Origin of the sequence: Methylopila turkensis (genome assembly GCF_027922325.1) — a bacterium.
Classification (GTDB): Bacteria; Pseudomonadota; Alphaproteobacteria; order Rhizobiales; family Methylopilaceae; genus Methylopila; species Methylopila turkensis.
In genome coordinates, this window is the sequence record NZ_BSFL01000002.1 from 42,032 (window position 1) to 61,151 (window position 19,120).

The 19,120-nt window shown below is 70.8% G+C and carries 20 protein-coding genes and 1 tRNA gene; 6 read left to right on the forward strand and 15 right to left on the reverse strand.

Annotation, left to right across the window (positions count from 1 at the left end; translation table 11 throughout):
* Window positions 1–10: 10 nt before the first annotated feature.
* The 4 genes from PKE78_RS06820 to PKE78_RS06835 all read right to left on the reverse strand — a co-directional run bounded on the left by PKE78_RS06820 (window position 11) and on the right by PKE78_RS06835 (window position 3,189).
* Window positions 11–517 (reverse strand): DUF2059 domain-containing protein, encoded by a 507-nt coding sequence (locus PKE78_RS06820; RefSeq protein ID WP_271200127.1) that lies wholly within the window; start codon window positions 515–517, stop codon window positions 11–13.
* Window positions 514–1,245, reverse strand: coding sequence for a ribose-5-phosphate isomerase RpiA (gene rpiA, locus PKE78_RS06825; protein WP_271200128.1), 732 nt, complete (start codon window positions 1,243–1,245; stop codon window positions 514–516). The genes PKE78_RS06820 and rpiA overlap by 4 nt, the downstream gene beginning before the upstream one ends.
* A 53-nt stretch (window positions 1,246–1,298) precedes the next feature.
* Window positions 1,299–2,750, reverse strand: a complete 1,452-nt coding sequence (locus tag PKE78_RS06830) for an NAD-dependent succinate-semialdehyde dehydrogenase (RefSeq protein ID WP_271200129.1) — start codon at window positions 2,748–2,750, stop codon at window positions 1,299–1,301.
* Between the two features lie 76 nt (window positions 2,751–2,826).
* Window positions 2,827–3,189, reverse strand: coding sequence for a hypothetical protein (locus PKE78_RS06835; RefSeq protein WP_271200130.1), 363 nt, complete (start codon window positions 3,187–3,189; stop codon window positions 2,827–2,829).
* Between the two features lie 179 nt (window positions 3,190–3,368).
* Here PKE78_RS06835 and gph point away from each other — a divergent pair, with 179 nt between their 5' ends.
* Entirely contained in the window at window positions 3,369–4,061 is a 693-nt protein-coding gene (gene gph / locus PKE78_RS06840; protein WP_271200131.1) for a phosphoglycolate phosphatase, read from the forward strand.
* Window positions 4,062–4,141: 80 nt separating this feature from the next.
* Window positions 4,142–4,216 (forward strand) — tRNA-Val (locus PKE78_RS06845).
* Window positions 4,217–4,302: 86 nt separating this feature from the next.
* On the opposite strand, the gene PKE78_RS06850 is transcribed toward PKE78_RS06845, so the two are convergent.
* The 6 genes from PKE78_RS06850 to PKE78_RS06875 all read right to left on the reverse strand — a co-directional run bounded on the left by PKE78_RS06850 (window position 4,303) and on the right by PKE78_RS06875 (window position 12,236).
* Entirely contained in the window at window positions 4,303–5,133 is an 831-nt protein-coding gene (locus PKE78_RS06850; RefSeq protein WP_271200132.1) for an SDR family NAD(P)-dependent oxidoreductase, read from the reverse strand.
* A 40-nt stretch (window positions 5,134–5,173) separates the two neighbouring features.
* Window positions 5,174–8,275 (reverse strand): efflux RND transporter permease subunit, encoded by a 3,102-nt coding sequence (locus tag PKE78_RS06855; protein ID WP_271200133.1) that lies wholly within the window; start codon window positions 8,273–8,275, stop codon window positions 5,174–5,176.
* Entirely contained in the window at window positions 8,272–9,357 is a 1,086-nt protein-coding gene (locus PKE78_RS06860; protein ID WP_271200134.1) for an efflux RND transporter periplasmic adaptor subunit, read from the reverse strand. Before PKE78_RS06860 ends, PKE78_RS06855 begins: the two co-directional genes overlap by 4 nt.
* 277 nt (window positions 9,358–9,634) lie before the next feature.
* Entirely contained in the window at window positions 9,635–11,020 is a 1,386-nt protein-coding gene (locus PKE78_RS06865; protein WP_271200135.1) for an MATE family efflux transporter, read from the reverse strand.
* Window positions 11,017–11,601 carry a TetR/AcrR family transcriptional regulator gene (locus PKE78_RS06870; protein WP_271200136.1) on the reverse strand — a complete coding sequence of 195 codons (585 nt, stop codon included), beginning with the start codon at window positions 11,599–11,601 and terminating at the stop codon, window positions 11,017–11,019. Before PKE78_RS06870 ends, PKE78_RS06865 begins: the two co-directional genes overlap by 4 nt.
* Window positions 11,602–11,912: 311 nt before the next feature.
* On the reverse strand, window positions 11,913–12,236 hold the full coding sequence (locus tag PKE78_RS06875) for a hypothetical protein (RefSeq protein WP_271200137.1): 324 nt from the start codon (window positions 12,234–12,236) through the stop codon (window positions 11,913–11,915).
* A gap of 301 nt (window positions 12,237–12,537) precedes the next feature.
* On the opposite strand from PKE78_RS06875, the gene PKE78_RS06880 reads away from it, so the two are divergent.
* Both PKE78_RS06880 and yddG read left to right on the forward strand, forming a co-directional pair.
* Window positions 12,538–12,687, forward strand: a complete 150-nt coding sequence (locus PKE78_RS06880) for a lmo0937 family membrane protein (RefSeq protein WP_271200138.1) — start codon at window positions 12,538–12,540, stop codon at window positions 12,685–12,687.
* Between the two features lie 100 nt (window positions 12,688–12,787).
* On the forward strand, window positions 12,788–13,681 hold the full coding sequence (yddG, locus tag PKE78_RS06885; protein ID WP_271200139.1) for an aromatic amino acid exporter YddG: 894 nt from the start codon (window positions 12,788–12,790) through the stop codon (window positions 13,679–13,681).
* Here yddG and PKE78_RS06890 read toward each other — a convergent pair.
* Window positions 13,667–14,128: a cupin domain-containing protein gene (locus PKE78_RS06890; protein WP_271200140.1), complete on the reverse strand. Its 462-nt coding sequence runs from the start codon at window positions 14,126–14,128 to the stop codon at window positions 13,667–13,669. The two genes, yddG and PKE78_RS06890, sit on opposite strands and share 15 nt — an antisense overlap.
* Complete coding sequence (gene gloB, locus PKE78_RS06895; RefSeq protein ID WP_271200141.1) at window positions 14,125–14,892, reverse strand: hydroxyacylglutathione hydrolase; 768 nt, start codon at window positions 14,890–14,892, stop codon at window positions 14,125–14,127. Before gloB ends, PKE78_RS06890 begins: the two co-directional genes overlap by 4 nt.
* Before the next feature lie 103 nt (window positions 14,893–14,995).
* Here gloB and PKE78_RS06900 point away from each other — a divergent pair, with 103 nt between their 5' ends.
* Window positions 14,996–15,742: a methyltransferase domain-containing protein gene (locus tag PKE78_RS06900; protein ID WP_271200142.1), complete on the forward strand. Its 747-nt coding sequence runs from the start codon at window positions 14,996–14,998 to the stop codon at window positions 15,740–15,742.
* A gap of 10 nt (window positions 15,743–15,752) precedes the next feature.
* Here the strand turns inward: PKE78_RS06900 and metW are convergent, their stop codons facing one another.
* Window positions 15,753–16,406 carry a methionine biosynthesis protein MetW gene (metW, locus tag PKE78_RS06905; RefSeq protein ID WP_271200143.1) on the reverse strand — a complete coding sequence of 218 codons (654 nt, stop codon included), beginning with the start codon at window positions 16,404–16,406 and terminating at the stop codon, window positions 15,753–15,755.
* Between the two features lie 162 nt (window positions 16,407–16,568).
* Here metW and PKE78_RS06910 point away from each other — a divergent pair, with 162 nt between their 5' ends.
* Window positions 16,569–17,729 carry a calcium:cation antiporter gene (locus PKE78_RS06910; protein ID WP_271200144.1) on the forward strand — a complete coding sequence of 387 codons (1,161 nt, stop codon included), beginning with the start codon at window positions 16,569–16,571 and terminating at the stop codon, window positions 17,727–17,729.
* A 6-nt stretch (window positions 17,730–17,735) separates the two neighbouring features.
* Here PKE78_RS06910 and PKE78_RS06915 read toward each other — a convergent pair whose 3' ends face one another.
* Both PKE78_RS06915 and PKE78_RS06920 read right to left on the reverse strand, forming a co-directional pair.
* Window positions 17,736–18,353 carry a pyridoxamine 5'-phosphate oxidase family protein gene (locus PKE78_RS06915; RefSeq protein ID WP_271200145.1) on the reverse strand — a complete coding sequence of 206 codons (618 nt, stop codon included), beginning with the start codon at window positions 18,351–18,353 and terminating at the stop codon, window positions 17,736–17,738.
* Complete coding sequence (locus tag PKE78_RS06920; RefSeq protein ID WP_271200146.1) at window positions 18,354–18,971, reverse strand: response regulator transcription factor; 618 nt, start codon at window positions 18,969–18,971, stop codon at window positions 18,354–18,356. It abuts the gene before it with no gap.
* Between the last annotated feature and the right edge of the window lie 149 nt (window positions 18,972–19,120).

Sequence of the window (19,120 nt, forward strand, 5' to 3'; positions counted from 1 at the left end):
GGCGCCTCGCTCAGATGTCGTGGCCCTTCTTGCGCATCTCTTCGCGCATGCGCGTCACCACGTCCTGGCTCATCTGGCGGCTCCAGGCGTTGGTCCTCTCGTAGGACGCCTGCAGCACGCTCGGCAGGATGGTCACGAGCTTCTTGCCCGAGGCCGTCTCGTAGAAGGCCTTGATGTCGGCGAGCTCAGCGTCGGTGAAGCGCTCGGCGTAGACGGTGGCGACGTCGTTGATCAGCTGCTCGCGGCGCTTCTCGAACTCCGGCTCGAGCACCTTGATGACCTCGTCGAAGTCCTTCGACAGCTCGGGCCGGGTGCGGACGAAGGTGCGTTTGGCCTCGTCGAGGAAGATCGGGATGATGCCGTCGAAGCTGCTGGCGGCGCCGGACACCTCGATGACGTCATGGGCGAGCTTCAGCTTCGCGGCCTGGTCGGCCTGCGCGAAGGCGGCGCCGGTCGACGCGGCGAGGGCGAAAGCGGCCGCGACGCCGACGCGGCGCAGGGTGGCGTGGAACGTCATGCGGTTCTCCTGCGGGCTTCGGTCCCGGCCGGCTTCGCCTCGATGGCGGTGACCCCGTCGGCCCCCGCGATCAGCGCGAGGTCGGCGAGGCCGATGAAAAGTCCGTGCTCGACGACGCCGGGGATCGCCGACAGCGCGGCGGCCAGCTCCTCGGGACGGTCGATGCGGCCGAAATGGCCGTCGAGGATCGAGTGCCCGCTGTCGGTCACGATCGGACAGGCGTCCTCGGCGCGGCGCAGCTCCACCTTCCCGGACAGGCCGAGTTCGGCCGCGGCGCGCTCCACGGCGCGGCGGGTCGCCTCCTTGCCGAACGGCACGACCTCGATCGGCAGCGGGAAAGCGCCGAGGGTCGGCACGACCTTCTTGGCGTCGGCGATCACGATCATCCGCTTGGACGCGAAGGCCACGATCTTCTCGCGCAGCAGGGCCGCGCCGCCGCCCTTGATCAGGCGCAGCTCGGGATCGACCTCGTCGGCGCCGTCCACGGTGAGGTCGAGCTCCGGCTCCTCCTTCAGCGTGGTCAGCGGCACGCCGAAGCGCTCGGCGAGCTCGCGGGTGGACTCGGAGGTCGGCACGCCGACCACGTGGAGGCCCTCCGCGACGCGCGCGCCGAGCAACTCGACGAACAGCGCGGCGGTGGAGCCGGTGCCGAGCCCGAGCTTCATGCCGGGCTGGACGTGCGCGAGCGCGGCCTCCGCCGCGGCGCGTTTGAAATCTTCGGTGGTCACGACGTCGAAATCCTTCTGGCCGGCGGGGCCGGCCGCAAGCAGGCGTTGGCCTTTCAGCCGGCGAGGCCGGCCACGAGCAGATACTTGATGTCCACGAACTCGTCGACGCCGCGCTGCGAGCCTTCGCGGCCCTGCCCGCTTTCCTTGACTCCGCCGAACGGCGCCAGTTCCGTCGATATCAGACCGGAGTTGATGCCGACCATGCCGTATTCAAGGGCTTCGCCGACCCGGAATATCCGCCCCACGTCCCGCGCATAGAAGTAGGCGGCGAGGCCGTACTCCGTGGCGTTGGCGTAGTCGATCACCTCGCCCTCGGTCTCGAAGCGGAACAGCGGCGCGACCGGGCCGAAGGCCTCCTCGCGGGCGATCGCCATGTCCTGGCGGACGCCGCCGACGACGGTCGGCTCGAAGAACGTGCCGCCGAGCGCGTGGCGGCCGCCGCCGGTCAGGACCTCCGCGCCCTTCGCGGTCGCGTCGGCGAGAAGGCGCTCGACCTTGTCGACCGCCTTCGGCGTGATCAACGGCCCCTGGGTGACGCCGTCCTCGACGCCGCGCCCGACCTTCAGCTTCGCGACCGCCGCCACCAGCTTCTCGGCGAAGGCGTCGTAGACGCCCGCCTGCACGTAGATGCGGTTCGCGCAGACGCAGGTCTGGCCCATGTTACGGTACTTCGAGACCATCGCGCCTTCGACCGCCGCGTCGAGATCGGCGTCGTCGAAGACGATGAAGGGCGCGTTGCCGCCGAGCTCCAGCGCGACCCGCTTCACGGTCGAGGCGGACTGGCGCATCAGCAGCTTGCCGACCTCGGTCGAGCCGGTGAAGGACACGACGCGCACCGCCGGATGGCTCGTGAACACCTCGCCGATCGGCTTGGCGTCGCCGGTGACGACGCTGAGCGCGCCGGCCGGCACGCCGGCCTGCTCGGCGAGCTTCGCAAGGGCGAGCGCCGTCAGCGGCGTCTCCATCGCGGGCTTCACCACCACGGTGCAGCCCGCGGCGAGCGCCGGCGCGCATTTGCGGGTGATCATGGCCGCCGGGAAGTTCCAGGGCGTGATCGCCGCGACCACGCCCGCCGGCTGGCGCAGCACCAGGATGCGGGCGTCGGCGCGGTGGCTCGGCAGCGTGTCACCGTTGATGCGCTTCGCCTCCTCGGCGAAGAACTCGACGAAGGAGGCGGCGTAGTCGATCTCGCCCTTCGCCTCGGCGAGCGGCTTGCCCTGCTCGCGCGTCATGATCAGCGCGAGATCGTCGCGGTTGGCGACGATCAGATCGTACCATCGGCGCAGGATCGCCGAGCGCTCCTTGGCGAGCTTCGCCGCCCAAGGCTTGAACGCGCGGGAGGCGGCTTCGACCGCCGCGGTCGCGGCCTCCGCGCCGAGATTGGGAACCCGGCCGACGACCTCGCCGGTGGCGGGGTCCGTGACCTCGACCTCGGGCTCGCCGGTCCAGGCGCCGTCAACATAGGCGCGGTCGATCAGCAGAGTTGGGTCGGAAAGACCGTCCATGGCGCGCACGAACTCCTGTGTTTCGAGGCGGGGCGGTTTAACACGCGCGCGCCGGGCCCGGCCAGACCCCCGCCGATCAGCGCGCCATCGGCGTGCAGACCACCTGTTCGCCAAGCACGTAGCACACGCTCATGCGGCCCGTGCGACGGTCGACGCGGAACACCCCGGCCTCCTTGGCGTGGTTGGTGGCCGCGAGATCGTAGACGCCCGGCTCCTGCGGCCCGGCGCCCTCGCCCGCGGGGAAGCAGAGCGTGACGCCGACCGCGCCTTCCTTCACCGCATACTGGCAGGAGCCGACCTCGCCGGTCTCCCGGTCGACCCGGTACATCCGGTTGAGGTCGGTCTGCGGCGCGGCGAGAAAAGCGAACTCCTGCGCGCTCGCCGCCCCGGCCGAAAGACAGGCCAGCGACGCGAGCAGCACGGTGCGGACGACGGACATGGGACGGCCTCCTTCATCGGGCGGGACCCGGCCGACGAGGCGGCGAATCCCGTCCGGCAGGTTAGCAGCCGCCGCCCCCGCCGGCATGATCGCCCGGACGCCAGCCTTGCGGCGGCGGCGGCGGCGGCGGTAATCAGCGCCCAATCGCCCTTCCCCCGCCCGTCAGGACATCCCACGCCATGCCCCTTGCCTCCCCGCCCGCACCGCTGACCGTGGTGTTCGACCTCGACGGCACGCTGGTGGAATCCGCGCCTGACCTCGTCGAGGCGCTCGCCGCGGCCATGGCGGCGGAAGGGCTGCCGCGGCTGCCGGCCGACGAGGTGCGCGGCATGATGGGCGCCGGCGCGCGGGCGCTGGTCGAACGCGGCCTGCGCGCCGAGGGCGTCGACCTGCCCGAGGAGCGGATGCTCGAGCTCTACCGCGTGTTTCTCGACCATTACGACGCCCACATCGCCGACCGCAGCCACCTGTTCCCCGGCGCCGAGGCCGCGCTCGACCGGCTCGCCGCCTCGGGCGCGAAGCTCGCGATCTGCACCAACAAGCTCGAGCGCTTCGCGGTGAAGCTGCTCGGCGAACTGGGCGCCGCGGACCGCTTCGGCGCGATCGTCGGCGGCGACACCTTCGGCGTCGCGAAGCCCGACCCTAAGCCGCTCATCGGCGCGATCGAACGCGTCGGCGGCGACCCGGCCCGCGCGGTGATGATCGGCGACAGCGCGACCGACGTCGAAACCGCGAAGGCGGCCGGAATTCCGAGCGTGGTCATGAGCTTCGGCTACACCACGACGCCCCCGCGCGAGCTCGGCGGCGACGTCGTGATCGACCATTTCGACGAGCTCGACGACGCCCTGCGCCGCCTCGGCCTCGCCGCCTGAACGCCGCTTCGACCGCGCGTCTGCGATCTGACCATTGAAATCCGGTTCGATCCGGCGTAAACGACCGTCCTCGCATCGGCGCCCGAATAGCTCAGCGGGAGAGCACACCCTTCACACGGGTGGGGTCACAGGTTCGATCCCTGTTTCGGGCACCAACCTTTTCAATGGCTTAGCACGCATTTGGAGAAGTTCCCTCAGGTTACTCTTGACCTAGAGGGTTTGGATTTGCGTCAGCATCGATTTAGGCAGCCGACGCGGGTTTGGGCCGCATGCTCGCCATGGCCCGGCCCATGATCGCCGCGCGCGCCCGCCGCGGGAGCGGCGTGAGCGACCAGCCGAGAAGCTTCGCGACGAAGCCGGGGCGAACCGTCCCCGATCGACCGAGCGCGGCGATCGTCGCGCGCGCCACATCCTCGGGCGAAGCGGCGAAACCCATCTTCATATTGGCGCGGCTGGCGAAGCCGGTGTGCGTCGGCCCCGGAGCCGTGGCCAGCACGTCGACGCCTCGCGGCTTCAGCTCCTCCCCGAGTCCTTCCGCGAAGGTCTGCACGAAGGCTTTCGTCGCGGCGTAGTTCGCGGCGCCCGCCGCGCCCTGGAAGGCGAGGACGGAGCTGAACAGGACGAGGCCGCCTCGGCCGCGCTTCGCCAGCCGATGGCCGAACACGGACGAAATCTCGACGACCGCGCGGCAGTTCAGGTCGACCATGTCGAGCTCGGTCTCGAGCCGGGACTCGAGCAGGTCGCCGGACGTGCCGAACCCCGCGGCGGCGATCACCAGCCCGACGTCGAGATCGGCCGTCGCCCGATCGAGCTGCGCCGCCCCTCCCCGGGGACCGAGGTCGTTCGCCACCACGCGCGTCTCGACGCCCGTCCGGCCGAGATCGGCCGCGAGCGCGTCGAGCGCCTCCTGCCGCCGTGCGACCAGCACGAGGTTGAAGCCGCCCATCGCCAACCGCTCGGCGATGGCGCGCCCGATCCCGTCGGAGGCCCCGGTCACGAGCGCCCATGGTCCGTACCGCCGGAGATGCTTGCTCGGCGGCTTGGCGGCGGCGGCGGGCGCTTGAAGGCTCATGGAGGTTCTCCGATCGGTCAGGGTCGAGGGGGCCTTCGTCTCAGGCGCGCGCAGGCGCCGCGATCGGCGCCGGGCTCTCGCCCTTCTCCGGGCGGATGCGGAACCAGATCGCGTAGAGGGCGGGCAGGAAGAGCAGGATGAGAACGGTGCCGGCCGCGGTTCCGCCGATCAGCGTGTAGGCGAGCGAGCCCCAGAACACCGAGAGCGTCAGCGGCGTGAAGGCGAACACGGCGGCGAGCGCGGTCAGCACCACCGGCCGGGCCCGCTGGACGGTCGCCTCCACCACCGCATCGTAAGGGCTCATGCCCTCCGCCTCGTTGGTGTGGATCTGCCCGATCAGGATGAGCGTGTTGCGCATCAGGATGCCGGAGAGCCCGATCATCCCGAGGATGCCGTTGAAGCCGAACGGCACGTTGAACAGCATCAGCGTCGGCACCACGCCGACGAGCCCGAGCGGGGCGGTGAGGAACACCATCCACATGGCCGAGAAGCTGCGGACCTGGAGGATGAGGGTGAGCAGGATGAAGCCGACCATGATGGGGAAGATCGGGACGAGCGCGGCGTTGGCCTTGGCGGACTCCTCGGCGTTGCCGCCGATCTCGATGCGGTAGCCCGGAGGCAGCGCCGCGATCGTGGGCGCAAGCGCCTTGAACACTTCCGCCGTGACCTGCGGCGGCTGCAGGCGCTCGTCGATGTCGCTCTGGACCGTGATGGTCGGGATGCGGTTGCGCCGGCGCGTCACCGGGTCTTCCGGGCGCGCCTCGACGTGGCCGATCTGGGCAAGCGGCACCGGCGCTCCCTCGCGGTTCACGATGGTGAGGTCGCCGAGCCGGCCGAGATCGGGAGCCGCGCCGAGATCGCTCCGCACAACGAGCGCCACCGCCCGGATGTCCTCGCGGACCTGGGCGACGGTGACGCCCCTGAGCAGGACCTGGAGCTGATCGGAGACGCCCGCGGTCGTCAGGCCGATCGCCTGGAGGCGGTCCTGATCCAGCACGAAGCGCGCGGTCGGGGCGCGCTCGCCCCAGTCCTGGTTGACCGTGCGCGTGTTGGGATTGGCCGTCATCACGGCCTGGACCGTGTCGGCGATCCCGCGCAGGACCTGCGGGTCCGGGCCCATGACCCGGAAGGCGACCGGGTAGCGCGTGTAGGGGCCGAACACGAGTTGCGAGACTCGCACCTGCGCCTCCGGCGCGAGGCCGTCCGCGATCTCCCGCCGCGCCTTCAGCTTGAGCGCCTCGCGCTCCTCCTCGCCGCCGGTCAGCACGACGATCTTGGCGAAGGATGGGTCGGGCAATTCGGGATTGTAGGAGAAGAAGAAGCGCGGCGCGCCGGCCCCGACATAGGCCGTGACGATCCTGGCCTCCGGCTGCTTGAGCAGCCAGTCCTCGACTTTCGCGGCGGTGCGGCTCGTGACGTTGATCCCCGTGCCTTCGGGCATCTGCACCTCGAGCAGAACCTCGGGCCGGTCGGAGGTCGGGAAGAACTGCTGCTTGAGCGCGCCCATGCCGACCACGGAGACTGCGAACGCCGCGGCCGTCAGACCCGCGACCAAAAACTTGCGCCGGACGGACCAGCGCACGAGGCTCCGGAAGCGCTCGAACATCGGCGTGGCGTAGAGCTGACCGTGCGCCTCGCCGGGGAGCTTCTTGATGTCGGGCAACAGCTTCACGCCGAGATACGGCGTGAAGGCGACCGCCACGACCCAGGACGCGAGCAGCGCGAAGCCGGTCACCCAGAAGATGTTGCCGGCGTACTCGCCCGCGCCCGACGCCGCGAAGCCGACGGGCAGGAAGCCGAACACCGTCACGACGGTGCCGGCCAGCATGGGCGCCGCGGTGTGCGACCAGGCGTAGGTCGCGGCCTCGACGCGGCTCAGGCCCTCCTCGAGCTTCACCACCATGATCTCGATCGCGATGATGGCGTCGTCGACCAGAAGGCCGAGAGACAGGATCAGCGCGCCGAGCGTGATGCGGTCGAACATGCGGCCGGTGACCATCATGATCACGAGCACGATCGCGAGCGTCAGCGGCACCGCCGCGGCGACGACCACGCCGACGCGCCAGCCGAGGCTCATCAGGCACACGATCATCACGACGGCGAGCGCGACGTAGAACTTCAGCATGAACTCGCTGACCGCCTCGTCGATGTTGACCGCTTGGTCCGACACCTTGGAGATCGTCACGCCGACGGGAAGGTCGGCGCCGAGCGTGGCCTCGGCCTTCTCGAGCGCCGCGCCGAGATCCAGCCCGTTCCAGCGCTCCTTCATGACGACGTTTAGGAGAAGGGCCTCCTCGCCGCCGTTGCGGACGAGCAGCGTCGGCGGGTCCTCGTAGCCGCGTTCGACGGTCGCGATGTCGGAGAGCTTCAGCGTGCGGCCGTTCGAGACGATCGGCGTGTCGCGGATGCGGTCGAGGCTGTCGAGCGCGCCGTCGAGCCGGACGAACACCTCCGGCCCGGAGGTCTCGACCGAGCCCGCGGAGGTCACCGCGTTCTGGCGCTGGAGCGCGCCAAAGACGTCGTTGGGGCTGACGCCGAGCGTCGCAAGCCGGGCATAGGAGAAGTTGACGAAGATCCGCTCCGGGCGCTCGCCCATGATGTCGACCTTCTTCACGCCCGGAACCTGCAGCAGGCGCTGGCGGAGGGTCTCGGCGTGGCGCACGAGCTGGCGCTCGGGCAGGCCATGACCTTTAAGCGCGTAGACCGCGAAGGCGACGTCGGAATACTCGTCGTTCACGAAGGGCCCGAGCGCGCCCTGGGGGAGCTTCGTCCTGAGGTCGCCGAGCTCGAGCTTCTTGCGGGCCTCGTAAAACTGAGCGGCGACCGCCTGGGGAGGCGTGGAATCCACGAGGCTCATGGTCAGCAGGGCGAGGCCCGGGCGCGTCAGCGTCTCGACCCGGTCGTAGTACTGAAGCTCCTGGAGCTTCTTCTCGATCGGATCGGCGACGAGATCCTGCATCTCCTGCGCGGTCGCGCCGGGCCAAACCGCCGTCACCGTCATGACCTTGATGGTGAACAGCGGATCCTCGGCGCGGCCGAGCTTCAGATAGGCGACCGCGCCGGCGACGATCGTCGCGATGATGAGGAAGAGCGTGATCCCGCGCTCCCGGACGGCGAGCGCGGACAGGTTCCAGCCGCTCATTGCATCGCGGCCTTGTTCCCGGCCACGCGGATCGCCTCGTCTTCGCGCAGGAACCGGCCGCCTGTGGCCACCACCGTCTCGCCCGTCGCGACGCCCTCGGCGAGGGTCGCGAAGTCCGCGCCGAGGCGGGCGATCTTGACCGGTCGCCGTTCGAGCTTCGAGCCCGCGATCACGGTCCAGACGAAGGCGCCCGAGCCGTCGTCGTTCAGCGCCGACAGCGGAACGCGCGCGCCGCCCGCGGCGCCCTCGATCGTGACGCCCACGGTCACCGTCGCGCCGAGCGGCGCTTTGGCGGCGTCCCCGCCCAGCACGTAGCGCGCCTCATAGGTCCGGGTGCGGGGCTCGGCGGCGTCGGAAAGCTGGCGCAAGGTCGCGGCGCCTTTCAGCTCGCCGCCGTAGAGCGTCGCCTCAGCCCGCGACCCGATCGCGGGCCGGATCGCCTCGGGAAGGCTGATCGAGGCCTCGCGCGATCCGCTGCGGGCGATGCGCAGCACCACCTGGCCCGCGGAGACGACCTGTCCGGGCTCGCCCAGGGTCTCGACCACGACGCCATCCTCGTCGGCCACGAGGACCGAGTAGGCGCTCTCGTTCCGCGCCATCTGGGCCTGCGCCTTCGCGGCCTCGAGCTGGGCGTTCGCGGTATCGAGCGCGGCCTTCGCCTGCTCGTAGCGCTGCTGCGTCGACCATCCGGCTTTGCGGAGCTCGCGGTAGCGGACCTCGTCGGCGGCGGCCTGCTGCTGCACGGCCGCAGCCGACGCCACGGCGCGCTCACGCGACGTGATGGCGAGGTCGAGATCGGTCCGGTCGATCCGCATCAGCGGCTGCCCGGCCTTCACGGTCACGCCCGTGTCCACGAGGCGCTCGACGATCTTTCCCGAGACGCGGAAGCCGAGGTTGCTCTGGACCCGCGCGGCGACGACCCCCGTGAAGGACCGGCGCAGCGCCCCCGCCGGCTCCACCGTCGCGGTCTGAACCACGCGAGCCGCCTGGCGCGGGTCGGCTTGCGCCTCCGGCTTGCAGGCGCCGAGGGCGAGCGCCGCGGTCGCGACCCCCAGGAGGCCGGCAGTGCGGGCGGTGATCATCGGCTTCGTCCCCGAGGTCCCTTTACAAATTACGATCATCATATAAAAAGATCGGGCGTCGCCCGCAAGCGGATTCTTCGCCTCCTCCTCCGAGGCTCGGGATCCACGCGCGGCTTCGCTGCTGCGGCCGGCGCCGGCGCGGGTGCGCCTCGCGACCCATCGGATCCGGGTCGGGGTCGGCCGCAGCGACCTGCTCACGCGGCTCCGACGTCCGTGGCGAGCTTGAGCGCGTTTGCTGAGATCCGTTCCGTGTTCGCGAAGCCTGGACGGCTCAGGCTCAGGCCCGGCGGCGCCAGTCCGCAGCGGCCGTGAGCGCGCCCATCGCCACGCCGTAGAACACGAGGCCGATGGCCACCGCCGCGAACACGGTCCACAGCGGCGCGCCGAGCGCCGCGGCGAGCACGGCCCCGCCGATCGCGATCGCCGTTCGGCCGAGCGTGACGGCGAGCGGTCCGCCCAGCCGTCCCGCGCCTTGGGCCGCGAAGTAGAGCGCCATGCCGAAGGCGAAGAAACCGTAGGTCGGCCCTGCGATCGTCAGGTAGCTCGATCCGGCCGCGATCATTTCGGGCTCCGCGCCGAAGATCCCGAGCCACGCCGCCGGCGCCGCGGCGGCCGCCAGCCCGACGGCTTCGGCGGCGATGAAAGCGAAGGCCGCGCCCGTGAACGCGATCCGCTTGGCGCGCGCGGCGTCGCCCGCGCCGACGTTCGTGCCGACCAGCGGCACCAGCGGCGCGCCGAGGCCGAAGGACAGCGGGATCAGCAGGTATTCGAGCCGCGCGCCCGTGCCGTAGCCGGCGAGCGCCTCGGCGCCCGCCATTCGGCCGGCGACCGCAGTCACCGTGATGAAGATGAGGTTGGTCTGGACCGACGTCAGCGAGGCGAGCGCGCCGACCTTGAGGATGTCGGCGAAGAACCGCCATTCGAGAGGGCCGCGCTTCAGCCGGACGAGACTTCGCCCCGAAAGCACGTGCCAGGCGAGGTAGCAGCAACCGAGCGCGTTGAAGACGACGATGGCCAGCCCGCCGCCCGGCACGCCGAGCCCGGCCAGCGGTCCGTAGCCGTAGATCAGCAGCGGCGAGAGCGGGACGATCAACAGCACGCCGAAGCACGTCACGCCCGCCGGCACGAGCATGTCGCCCGTGCCCCGCAGCGCGCTCGCGAGCGCGTTCATGATCCAGAGCAGCACGTTGCCCGCGAAGACGACGTTCGAATAGGCCACCGCCGCCTCGAGCGCGCCGCCCTCGGCGCCCAGCATGGCGTAGAACGGCCGGCCGAAGGCGAGCGCGAGCAGAGAGAAGGTCGCGCCGATCGCGCCGAACAGCACGACGCCATGGAACGCGACGCGATCCGCGTCGTCGCGCCGGCCGGAGCCGAGCGCCCGCGCCACAGCCGACGACACGCCGCCGCCCATCGCGCCGACGGAGAGCATCTGCATCAGCATGAAGGGCGGAAACACCAGCGCCATGCCGGCGAGCGCATCCGGCCCGAGCCGGCCGACCCAGTAGGTCTCGATCAGCCCGGTCGCCGCCTGCAGCAGCATGACGACCAGGTTCGGCCAGGCCATCCGCAGGATCAGCGGCGCGATCGGCGCCTCGAGCATGGCGCGGGTGCGCGGGTCGAGCGCGGAGGTGAAGACGGGCGAAGCGGCCGCTTCGTCGCTCACGCCGCGAACGTCTTCTTCAACCGCTCGCGGCAAACGTCGATCACGCGATCCGACAGCGCCTCGTCGTCGCGGCAGGCGCGGGCCAGCACGATCGCGCCGATCATGCCCGCGTAGAGGCCGAGCATGTCGTCGAGAGCCTGGTCCCCGCCTCCCAGCGCCGCGCCAAGACGCTCGGCGGAGGCCCGAGCGCCGTCGGCCATCGCCTTCTGCACCACAGCCTCTCCGCGCGAGGTCTCCGCCCCAAGCGCCGCGACCGCGCAGCCGACCTCCGGATGGTCGCGATGCTCGGGGTTGACGTAGGCGTCGATCACGTCGGCCACGCGCTCGCGGCCGTCTTCGTCGCCGCGCCGGGCGACCGACACGAGGTGGTCGACGGTCTCGCTCAGCGAGCGCTCGACCGCCTCGGCGATCAGCGCGTCCTTGGAGCTGAAATGCGCGTAGAAGCCGCCATGGGTCAGTCCGGCCTCCTTCATGAGGGCCGGCACGCTGACGCCGTCGACGCCGTCGCGCCGGAAGAGCGCGGCGGCGCGCGACAAGATCCGCTCTCGCGTCGCGGCCTTGTGCTCCTTGCTCAGCGGCATGCGCGTGTCTCCCTTTGCGCGCCGCCGTCCAAACGGACGGGCGGCGCTCGTGGTATGTCGAATATAATATAATGTGACGCTTGTCATCTGAAAGCGCGCAGCCGGCCCGTCATAACTGGCCGTGGCGTTTCGGTCCCGGCGGCCCAGCCCCTCGCGCTGGACCGAGACGGGCGCTTCGGGAAGGGGAAAAAGCTCGCCGGCCGAGGATCGCATGAGCGCACGGCGCGGCGCGCCGCGAACCCTCGCCGGTCAGCGCCAGGCGGCTGATCGCCCCTGATCGATTGGCGGGATCGCCGTCGTGGCGAAGGACATCACTTGTAGCAATACACGATCATCTGGAAGGCGGCGGAGTAATATTCGCCGGACGGGACGTACAGGATCACGACATCAGCCGTCGAGCCTGTCGACAACGATGTGAATGTCATACCGGTGTTGTTCTGGCTGGTCGGGATGACCGTGCAGCCTTCAATGTTTCGACCGAACTCCACGAGGTAGCGACCGGGCCCGACCGACCGCGCCGAAACGGCGCCGGCGCCGTCGATCAATGCCCCGGCCGCGGTGACGCGGGCGCTCATCAGCGCCATGCCGCGATCGACGGGCGCCTGCTGCGCCTGCCCCGGCGCCGCCGCGGACATCCCGGCCGCGACGACGAGCGCTGTCAGAACTCTCATGATTCCACCCGACCCAGTAACGCGATCCCTGAGCGAACATCGCGGGATGCCCGGCAAGGCGCAAGCCAAAACAATACCAATACCATGCCCTCGCCGCAGCATCGCCCCTGACGCGCCGCCCTCGCGGACGATTGGAGATGGGGCCACCCTCACAAGCGCTCATGCGCGGGGCTTGGCGGCCCGACGCGGCGGGCTATATCCGCGTCCCCCGCCCCCGCCGGATCGCTCCGCTCCGGGCCGGCGGCCTTGTAGGGAGTAGGACGCCATGCCGTGGGCTTTGATCGCGATCCTGGTGGTCGTCTGGGCGCTGAGCTTCATCGTGTTCAAGGTCAGCGGCGCGCTGATCCACCTGCTCCTGCTCGCCGCGGCGGCGATCCTGATCTACCGGCTCGTGACAGGACGCAGCGCGGTCTGATCCAGCTGCCGGCTTAACCGGCCCGCGAAGCCGCGCTACACCGCCCTCGCCTTACGTCGACGAGAGGCTTGTCCATGCGCGCCGCAGCGCCGATCCGTCCATGAACCGCGCCACTTTGACCGGCGGCGGGGCGATCCTGCTCTGGGCGACGCTCGCGCTGTTCACCGCGGCGACCGGCGCGACGCCGCCATTCCTGCTGACCGCCCTCACCTTCGCGATCGGCGGCCTGCTCGGGCTCGCCGTCGCGGCGCTCCGGCCCGGCGGCCTCGCGGCCCTCCGGCAGCCCTGGTCCGTGTGGCTGCACGGCGTCGGCGGCCTGTTCGGCTTTCACTTCTTCTACTTCACCGCGCTCAAGCTCAGCCCGCCGGCGGAGGCGAGCCTGGTCGCCTATCTCTGGCCGCTGCTGATCGTGCTGTTCTCGGCGCTGCTGCCGGGCGGCGGCCTGACCGTGCGCCACGTGATAGGCGCCGCGCTCGGGCTCACGGGCGCGGCGACGCTGATCGCGGCGCGCTCCGGCGGTCTCGGCTTCGAGGCGGCGCATCTGCCAGGATATGCCTCGGCCGTCGCCTGCGCGGTCATCTGGGCGGCGTACTCGGTCAGCTCGCGGCTGTTCCACGCCGTGCCGACCGAGGCGGTGGCGGGCTTCTGCCTCGGCACGGCGACGCTCGCCGCGCTCTGCCACCTCATGCTCGAACCGGCGGTCTGGCCCGCGGGCGCCGCCGAATGGGGCGGCGTGATCGCGCTCGGCCTCGGGCCGGTCGGCGCGGCGTTCTACCTCTGGGACGTCGGCATGAAGCGCGGCGACGTGCGGCTGCTCGGCGTCGCAGCCTACGCCGCGCCGGCGCTGTCGACGCTGCTGCTGGTCGCGACCGGCTACGCCGAGGCGACGCCGGCGCTCGCCCTCGCCTGCGCGCTCATCGTCGGCGGCGCGCTGGTCGCGACCTTCGGCGGACGGCGCACGCCGGTCGAGGGCGGAGACTCACCCCCCGCCTGACGGCCGCGGCGTCGGCCGCCAATCCGGAGGCGCGAGCTCGAAGCCGGCGAAGTCGAAGCCCGGCGCCACCGTGCAGCCGACCAGCGTCCACGCCCCGAGCGATTCGGCTGCCTGCCACCAGCCGGCGGGCACCACCACCTGCGGCGCCTCGCCGGCCAGCAGGTTGGTCCCGAGCCGATGCGCTTCGGCGTCATGGCCGTTCGGCGACAGCGAGACCACCAGCGGCGCGCCGGCGTAGTGGTGCCAGACCTCGACCGCGTCGACCTTGTGCCAGGCCGAGACCTCGCCTGCGGCCAGCAGAAAGTAGATCGCGGTCGAACGCGATCGTCCGCCGGCGTCGGTGGCGGGATCGCGGAACGTCTCGCGGAAATGCCCGCCCTCGGGATGCGGCTGCAGCCCGAGGCGGGCCACGACTTCGGCGGCGGACAGTCCGGTCAGGTCGCTCATCCGCGGTTCTTCCGCTCGCGCAGCTCCGCGAAGGTCGCGGCCGGATCGTCGCCCTCGAGCCCGACCGCCGCCGCCACCTTGCTCTCGGCGGCGCGGAGAAAGACGTTGGTCGCCTTCTCGGCGCCGATCGTGGACGGCACGGTCGGCCGCCCCGCCGCGCGATCGGCTTCGACCCGCTTCAGCCGCTCGGCGATCGCCGGATCGTCCGGCAGCACGCCGGCGCAGAAGCGCGCGTTCGAGAGCGTGTATTCGTGGCCGCACCAGAGCCGCGTCTCGTTCGGAAGCGCCGCGAGCTTGGAGAGCGAGCGCCACATCGCCTGCGGCGTGTCCTCGAACAGCCGGCCGCAGCCCATGACGAACAGCGTGTCGCCGGCGAAGAGCCAGCGTTCGGTCGGCTCGTGATAGACGATGTGGCCCTTGGTGTGTCCGGGCGTCGCGATCACCTCGAACGACCATGGTCCGACCTCGGCCACGTCGCCCTCGCTGAGCGTGACGTCGAGCCCCGGGATCGCGGCAGCCTCCGCGGCGGGGCCGAACACCGTCGGCGCGAAGCGGCGCTTCAGCTCGGGCAGGCCGTCGATGTGGTCCGGGTGCTTGTGGGTGATCAGCACGTGGGTCAGCGTCCAGCCGCGCGCGTCGAGCGCGGCCAGGATCGGTCCGGCCTCCGGGGCGTCGACCAGCGCGACCGTTCCGCTCTCCTGGTCGGAGAGCAGCACGGCGTAATTGTCGGACAGGCAGGGGATGAGGACGATGTCGGCGGGCATGCGGTCTCCAGCGTTCGCCGCCTAGACTGGGCCTTGCGTCCGGCAGGTCAAGGCGGCGGTCTCGTGAGTCGCCAGCGGGCGACCAGACCGCTACATAAGCCCCATGCCGCTCGACGTCGTCGACCTTCGCGATTTCTACGCCCGGCCGCTCGGCGAGATCGCCCGGCGCATCCTGCGGGCCAAGCTGCGCGCGCGCTGGCCTTCCGTGAACGGCCTGCGCGTGCTCGGCGTCGGCTACGCCAGCCCCTATCTCGGCGTGTTCCGGAGCGAGGCGGAGCGGCTGCTGTCGTTCTCGCCGGCGCAGCAGGGCGTGATCGCCTGGCCGGAAGCCGGCCCCAACGGCTCGGCGCTGGTGGAGGCCGACATGTGGCCGCTGCCGGACGCGACCGTCGACCGCGTCGTGGCGGTGCATGCGCTCGAAACCAGCGACGCGGCGGGCGAGGTGCTGCGCGAGGCTTGGCGCTGCCTCGCGCCCGGCGGCCGGCTCATCGTGGTCGCGCCCAACCGGCGCGGCGCGTGGGCGCAGACCGACACGACGCCGTTCGGCCACGGCCGCCCCTTCAGCCGCAGTCAGCTCACCGACCTGCTGCGCGAAGCCCTGTTCACGCCCGAAGGCTGGGAGGAGGCGCTGTTCATGTGGCCGGTCGAGCGCGGGCTGATGCTGCGCTCCGCCTTCGCCTTCGAACGGATCGGCGCGCGGCTGTGGTCGCCCTTCGCGGGCGTCCACATCGTGGAAGCGACGAAGCAGGTGATGCGCCCGCTCCCGGCGCGCTCGACCCGGCGGGTCGTGCGGTCACCTGCGCTCAATCCCGCGCCGGCGGGCGTGCCCGCGCCGGCGCCGGGCGGCTGACCGCGAGACGTCAGCTGCGGCTGAGCAGAAACACGCCCTGCGCGCCGAACAGGTTCCACACCCACCACGGCGCGTTGACCCGCACAGGACGGCCGGTGGCGTCCAGCGCCACCGCGCGCTCGATGCGCGCGCCCAGAAGCTCCACCAGATCTACGAAGTCGCGGATGGTGCAGAGGTGGATGTTCGGCGTCTCGAACCAGGTTTCCGGCAGATTGGCGTTTTGAGGCATCCGCCCGCGCAGGAAGAACTGGGAGCGCGTGCGCCAGTGGCCGAAGTTCGGGAACGAGACGATCGCCCGCCGGCCGATGCGCAGGAGATCCTCCACCACCGCCTTCGGCCGGCGCGTCGCCTGCAGCGTCTGCGACAGCACCACGTAGTCGAAGGCGTCGTCGGGGTAGTAGCCGAGGTCCGCGTCGGCGTCGCCCTGGATCACCGACAGGCCGTGGGACACGCAGGCGTTGACCCCGGACTGCGACAGCTCGATGCCGCGGCCGTCGACGCCGCGCCGTTCGATCAGCAGCCTCAGCAGCGCCCCGTCGCCGCAGCCGACGTCGAGCACGCGGGAACCCGCCGCGACCATTTCCGCCACCAGCAGATGATCCGGCCGAGGCGCGACCGCGAGCGTCTCCGGGGCGACGATAGGATCGGTCGTTGCGAGGGTCATCACGCTCATGTTCACGGCGACGCGACGGGAAAGGCTGGACGCCGCCGGCCTGTGTTCTAAACCCCGTGTGGATAATCGATCCTGCGCAAACCGCATAGACCGCCGACGCGCCCTCCGCGCCGGCGGTTCTTACATGTCGGACGACCCAAGGAGCCTAGCTGAATGACGACCGCCGACGACGCCGTGCCGACCGCCCCGCATGGAACCGGTCTCCCGACGTCCGATCCGGCGACGCCGGTCAGCGCCTGGGGCCTGCCGTTGCTCGGCCTCGCCTTCGTCGCCGTGCTGAAGCTCACGGGACTGGACGGCGGCTATGACGGCTCGGCGCTCAGCCTCGGCGTCGCGATCGCGCTCGTGCCGGTGCTGTTCGGCGCGGTGTTCGCCGCGGTCTACCACGCCGAGCTGATCGCCCACCGCACCGGCGAGCCGTTCGGCACCCTCGTGCTCGCCATGGCGGTGACGGTGATGGAGGTGGCGCTGCTCGCCTCCGCGATGCTCGGCGAGAACGCCAACCCGGCGCTCGCGCGAGACACCATCCTGGCGGTGGTCATGATCGTCGGCAACGGCCTCGTCGGCCTCTGCATCCTGATGGGCGGCCTGCGCCACAAGGAGCAGAGCTTCCGCGTCACCGGAGCCAACGCCTATCTCGCCGTCCTGATCCCGCTCTGCGCGCTCTCGCTCGTGCTGCCAAACCACACGGTGGCGGCGCCGGGCGGGGCTTACTCGCCGGTGCAACTCGCCTTCGCCGGCGCGGCGACGCTCGCGATCTACCTCGCCTTCCTTTACACGCAGACCGTGCGCAACCGGGAGTATTTCGCGGTCGTCATCAAGGACGACGAGGTCGCGGACAAGGCGCACAAGCCGAGCAACCGAGCGACGCTGATCTCGTTCGGCTTCCTGATCGCGTCGCTGCTGGTGGTGATCCTGCTGTCGAAGACCTTCACCGCGACCGTCGACGTCGGCTTGCAGGCCGCGGGCGCGCCGGCGGCGGTGGCCGGCGTCATCGTCGCGTTCCTGATCCTGCTGCCGGAATTCAGCGCGGCGGTGCGCGCCGCCCGCGCCGACAAGCTGCAGAAGAGCGTCAACCTCGCGCTCGGATCGGCCTGCGCGACCATCGGCCTGACCATTCCGGCGATCGCCACGCTCTCGATCGTGTTCGGCGCGCCGCTGGAGCTCGGGCTCGATTCGAAGGACACGGTGCTCCTGCTCGTGACCTTCGGCGTAGCGCTGCTGACCTTCGGCACCGGCCGCACGAACATCCTCTACGGCCTGATCCACCTGGTTCTGTTCGCGACCTTCTGCTTCCTCGTGGTCAAGCCCTGAGGGCAGTCACCACAGGGTCGTCGCAGCCTTCGCGGGCCATGCGCGGTCATAGGCCTCGCCGTCGATGCGGACGTCCGTGATCGCGGCGAGGATGCGTCCGGGCGTCGGGATGTCGCCCGGCGCCACAAAGCCGGCGGGGTCCCACAGTTTCGACCGGATGACCGCCCGCGCGCACTGGAAATAGACCGCCTCGACGGCGATCACGAGCGCCGTGCGCGGCGCGGCGCCGTCGACGGCGAAAGAGGCGAGAAGATCGGGGTCGACCGAGATCTCCGCCCGGCCGTTGACGCGCAGCGTCACGCCGGCGCCGGGGACGAGGAACAGCAGCGCGACGCGCGGGTCGCGGAGCACGTTGCGCAACGAGTCGATGCGGTTGTTGCCCTTCCGGTCCGGCAGGATCAGCGTCCGGTCGTCCGCGATCCTGACGAAGCCGCGGCCGTCGCCCCGCGGCGAGCAGTCGAGTCCTTCCGGTCCCGAGGTCGCGAGCGCGGCGAAGGGCGAGGCCTCGATGATCGCGCGGTACTCGGGCGTGAGCCGCGCGACCTGCTTGACGAGCGACGGTTCGGCGGGCGCGCCGTAGATCGCCTCGAGTTGCTCGATCGTCGCGACAATATTGGCTGACATTTAACCCGCGGACATCACGATGCGCACGAGGTCGGCGGCGTTCCGGGCGCCGATCTTCTCCATGATCCGCGCCCTGTGCACCTCGATGGTGCGGGGGCTGATGCCGAGCGCCCTGCCCGCTTCCTTGTTGGATTGGCCGCCGGCGATCAGGGAGAGCACCTCCTTCTCGCGCGGGGTCAGCGCGGAATTGCCCGAGAAGCCCGCCGCCACGCCGTCCTGCCGCGCCTCCGCCCGCGCCGTCGCGCCCGCAAGCGCCTCGTTCACCCGGCGCACGATGGTGGCGGGATCGAAGGGCTTCTCGATGAAGTCCAGCGCCCCGTGCCGGATCGCGTCGACCGCCATGGGAATGTCGGCCGAGCCGGAGATCATGATCACCGGCGCGCCGTAGCCGCGTTGGTTCAGCGCCTTGAGCACCTCGAGGCCGGAGACCACGGGCATCATCACGTCGAGAAGCAGGCAGGACGGCGTTTCAACCGTCGCGCGTGACAGGAAGGCGGCGCCGTCGCCAAACTCCTCGACCGCGTAACCATCGGCCTTGAACACGGCGGACAGCACGTCGCGGATGGTTTCGTCGTCGTCGACCACGAAGACGCTGCGTCCCGTCTCTGCTGCCGTCATAAGCGTCCCCACGCTTCGCCCGCGCGCATTAACTACGTGAAAACCCGCAAGCGTTCCATCTAACTGCGCGAACTGGACGAAAGGCGCAAGGCATTCGTTTAGCGAGTGTTAACGCCAACAGTTCATGAGCGCGCTCCGCCCGGAGCGCG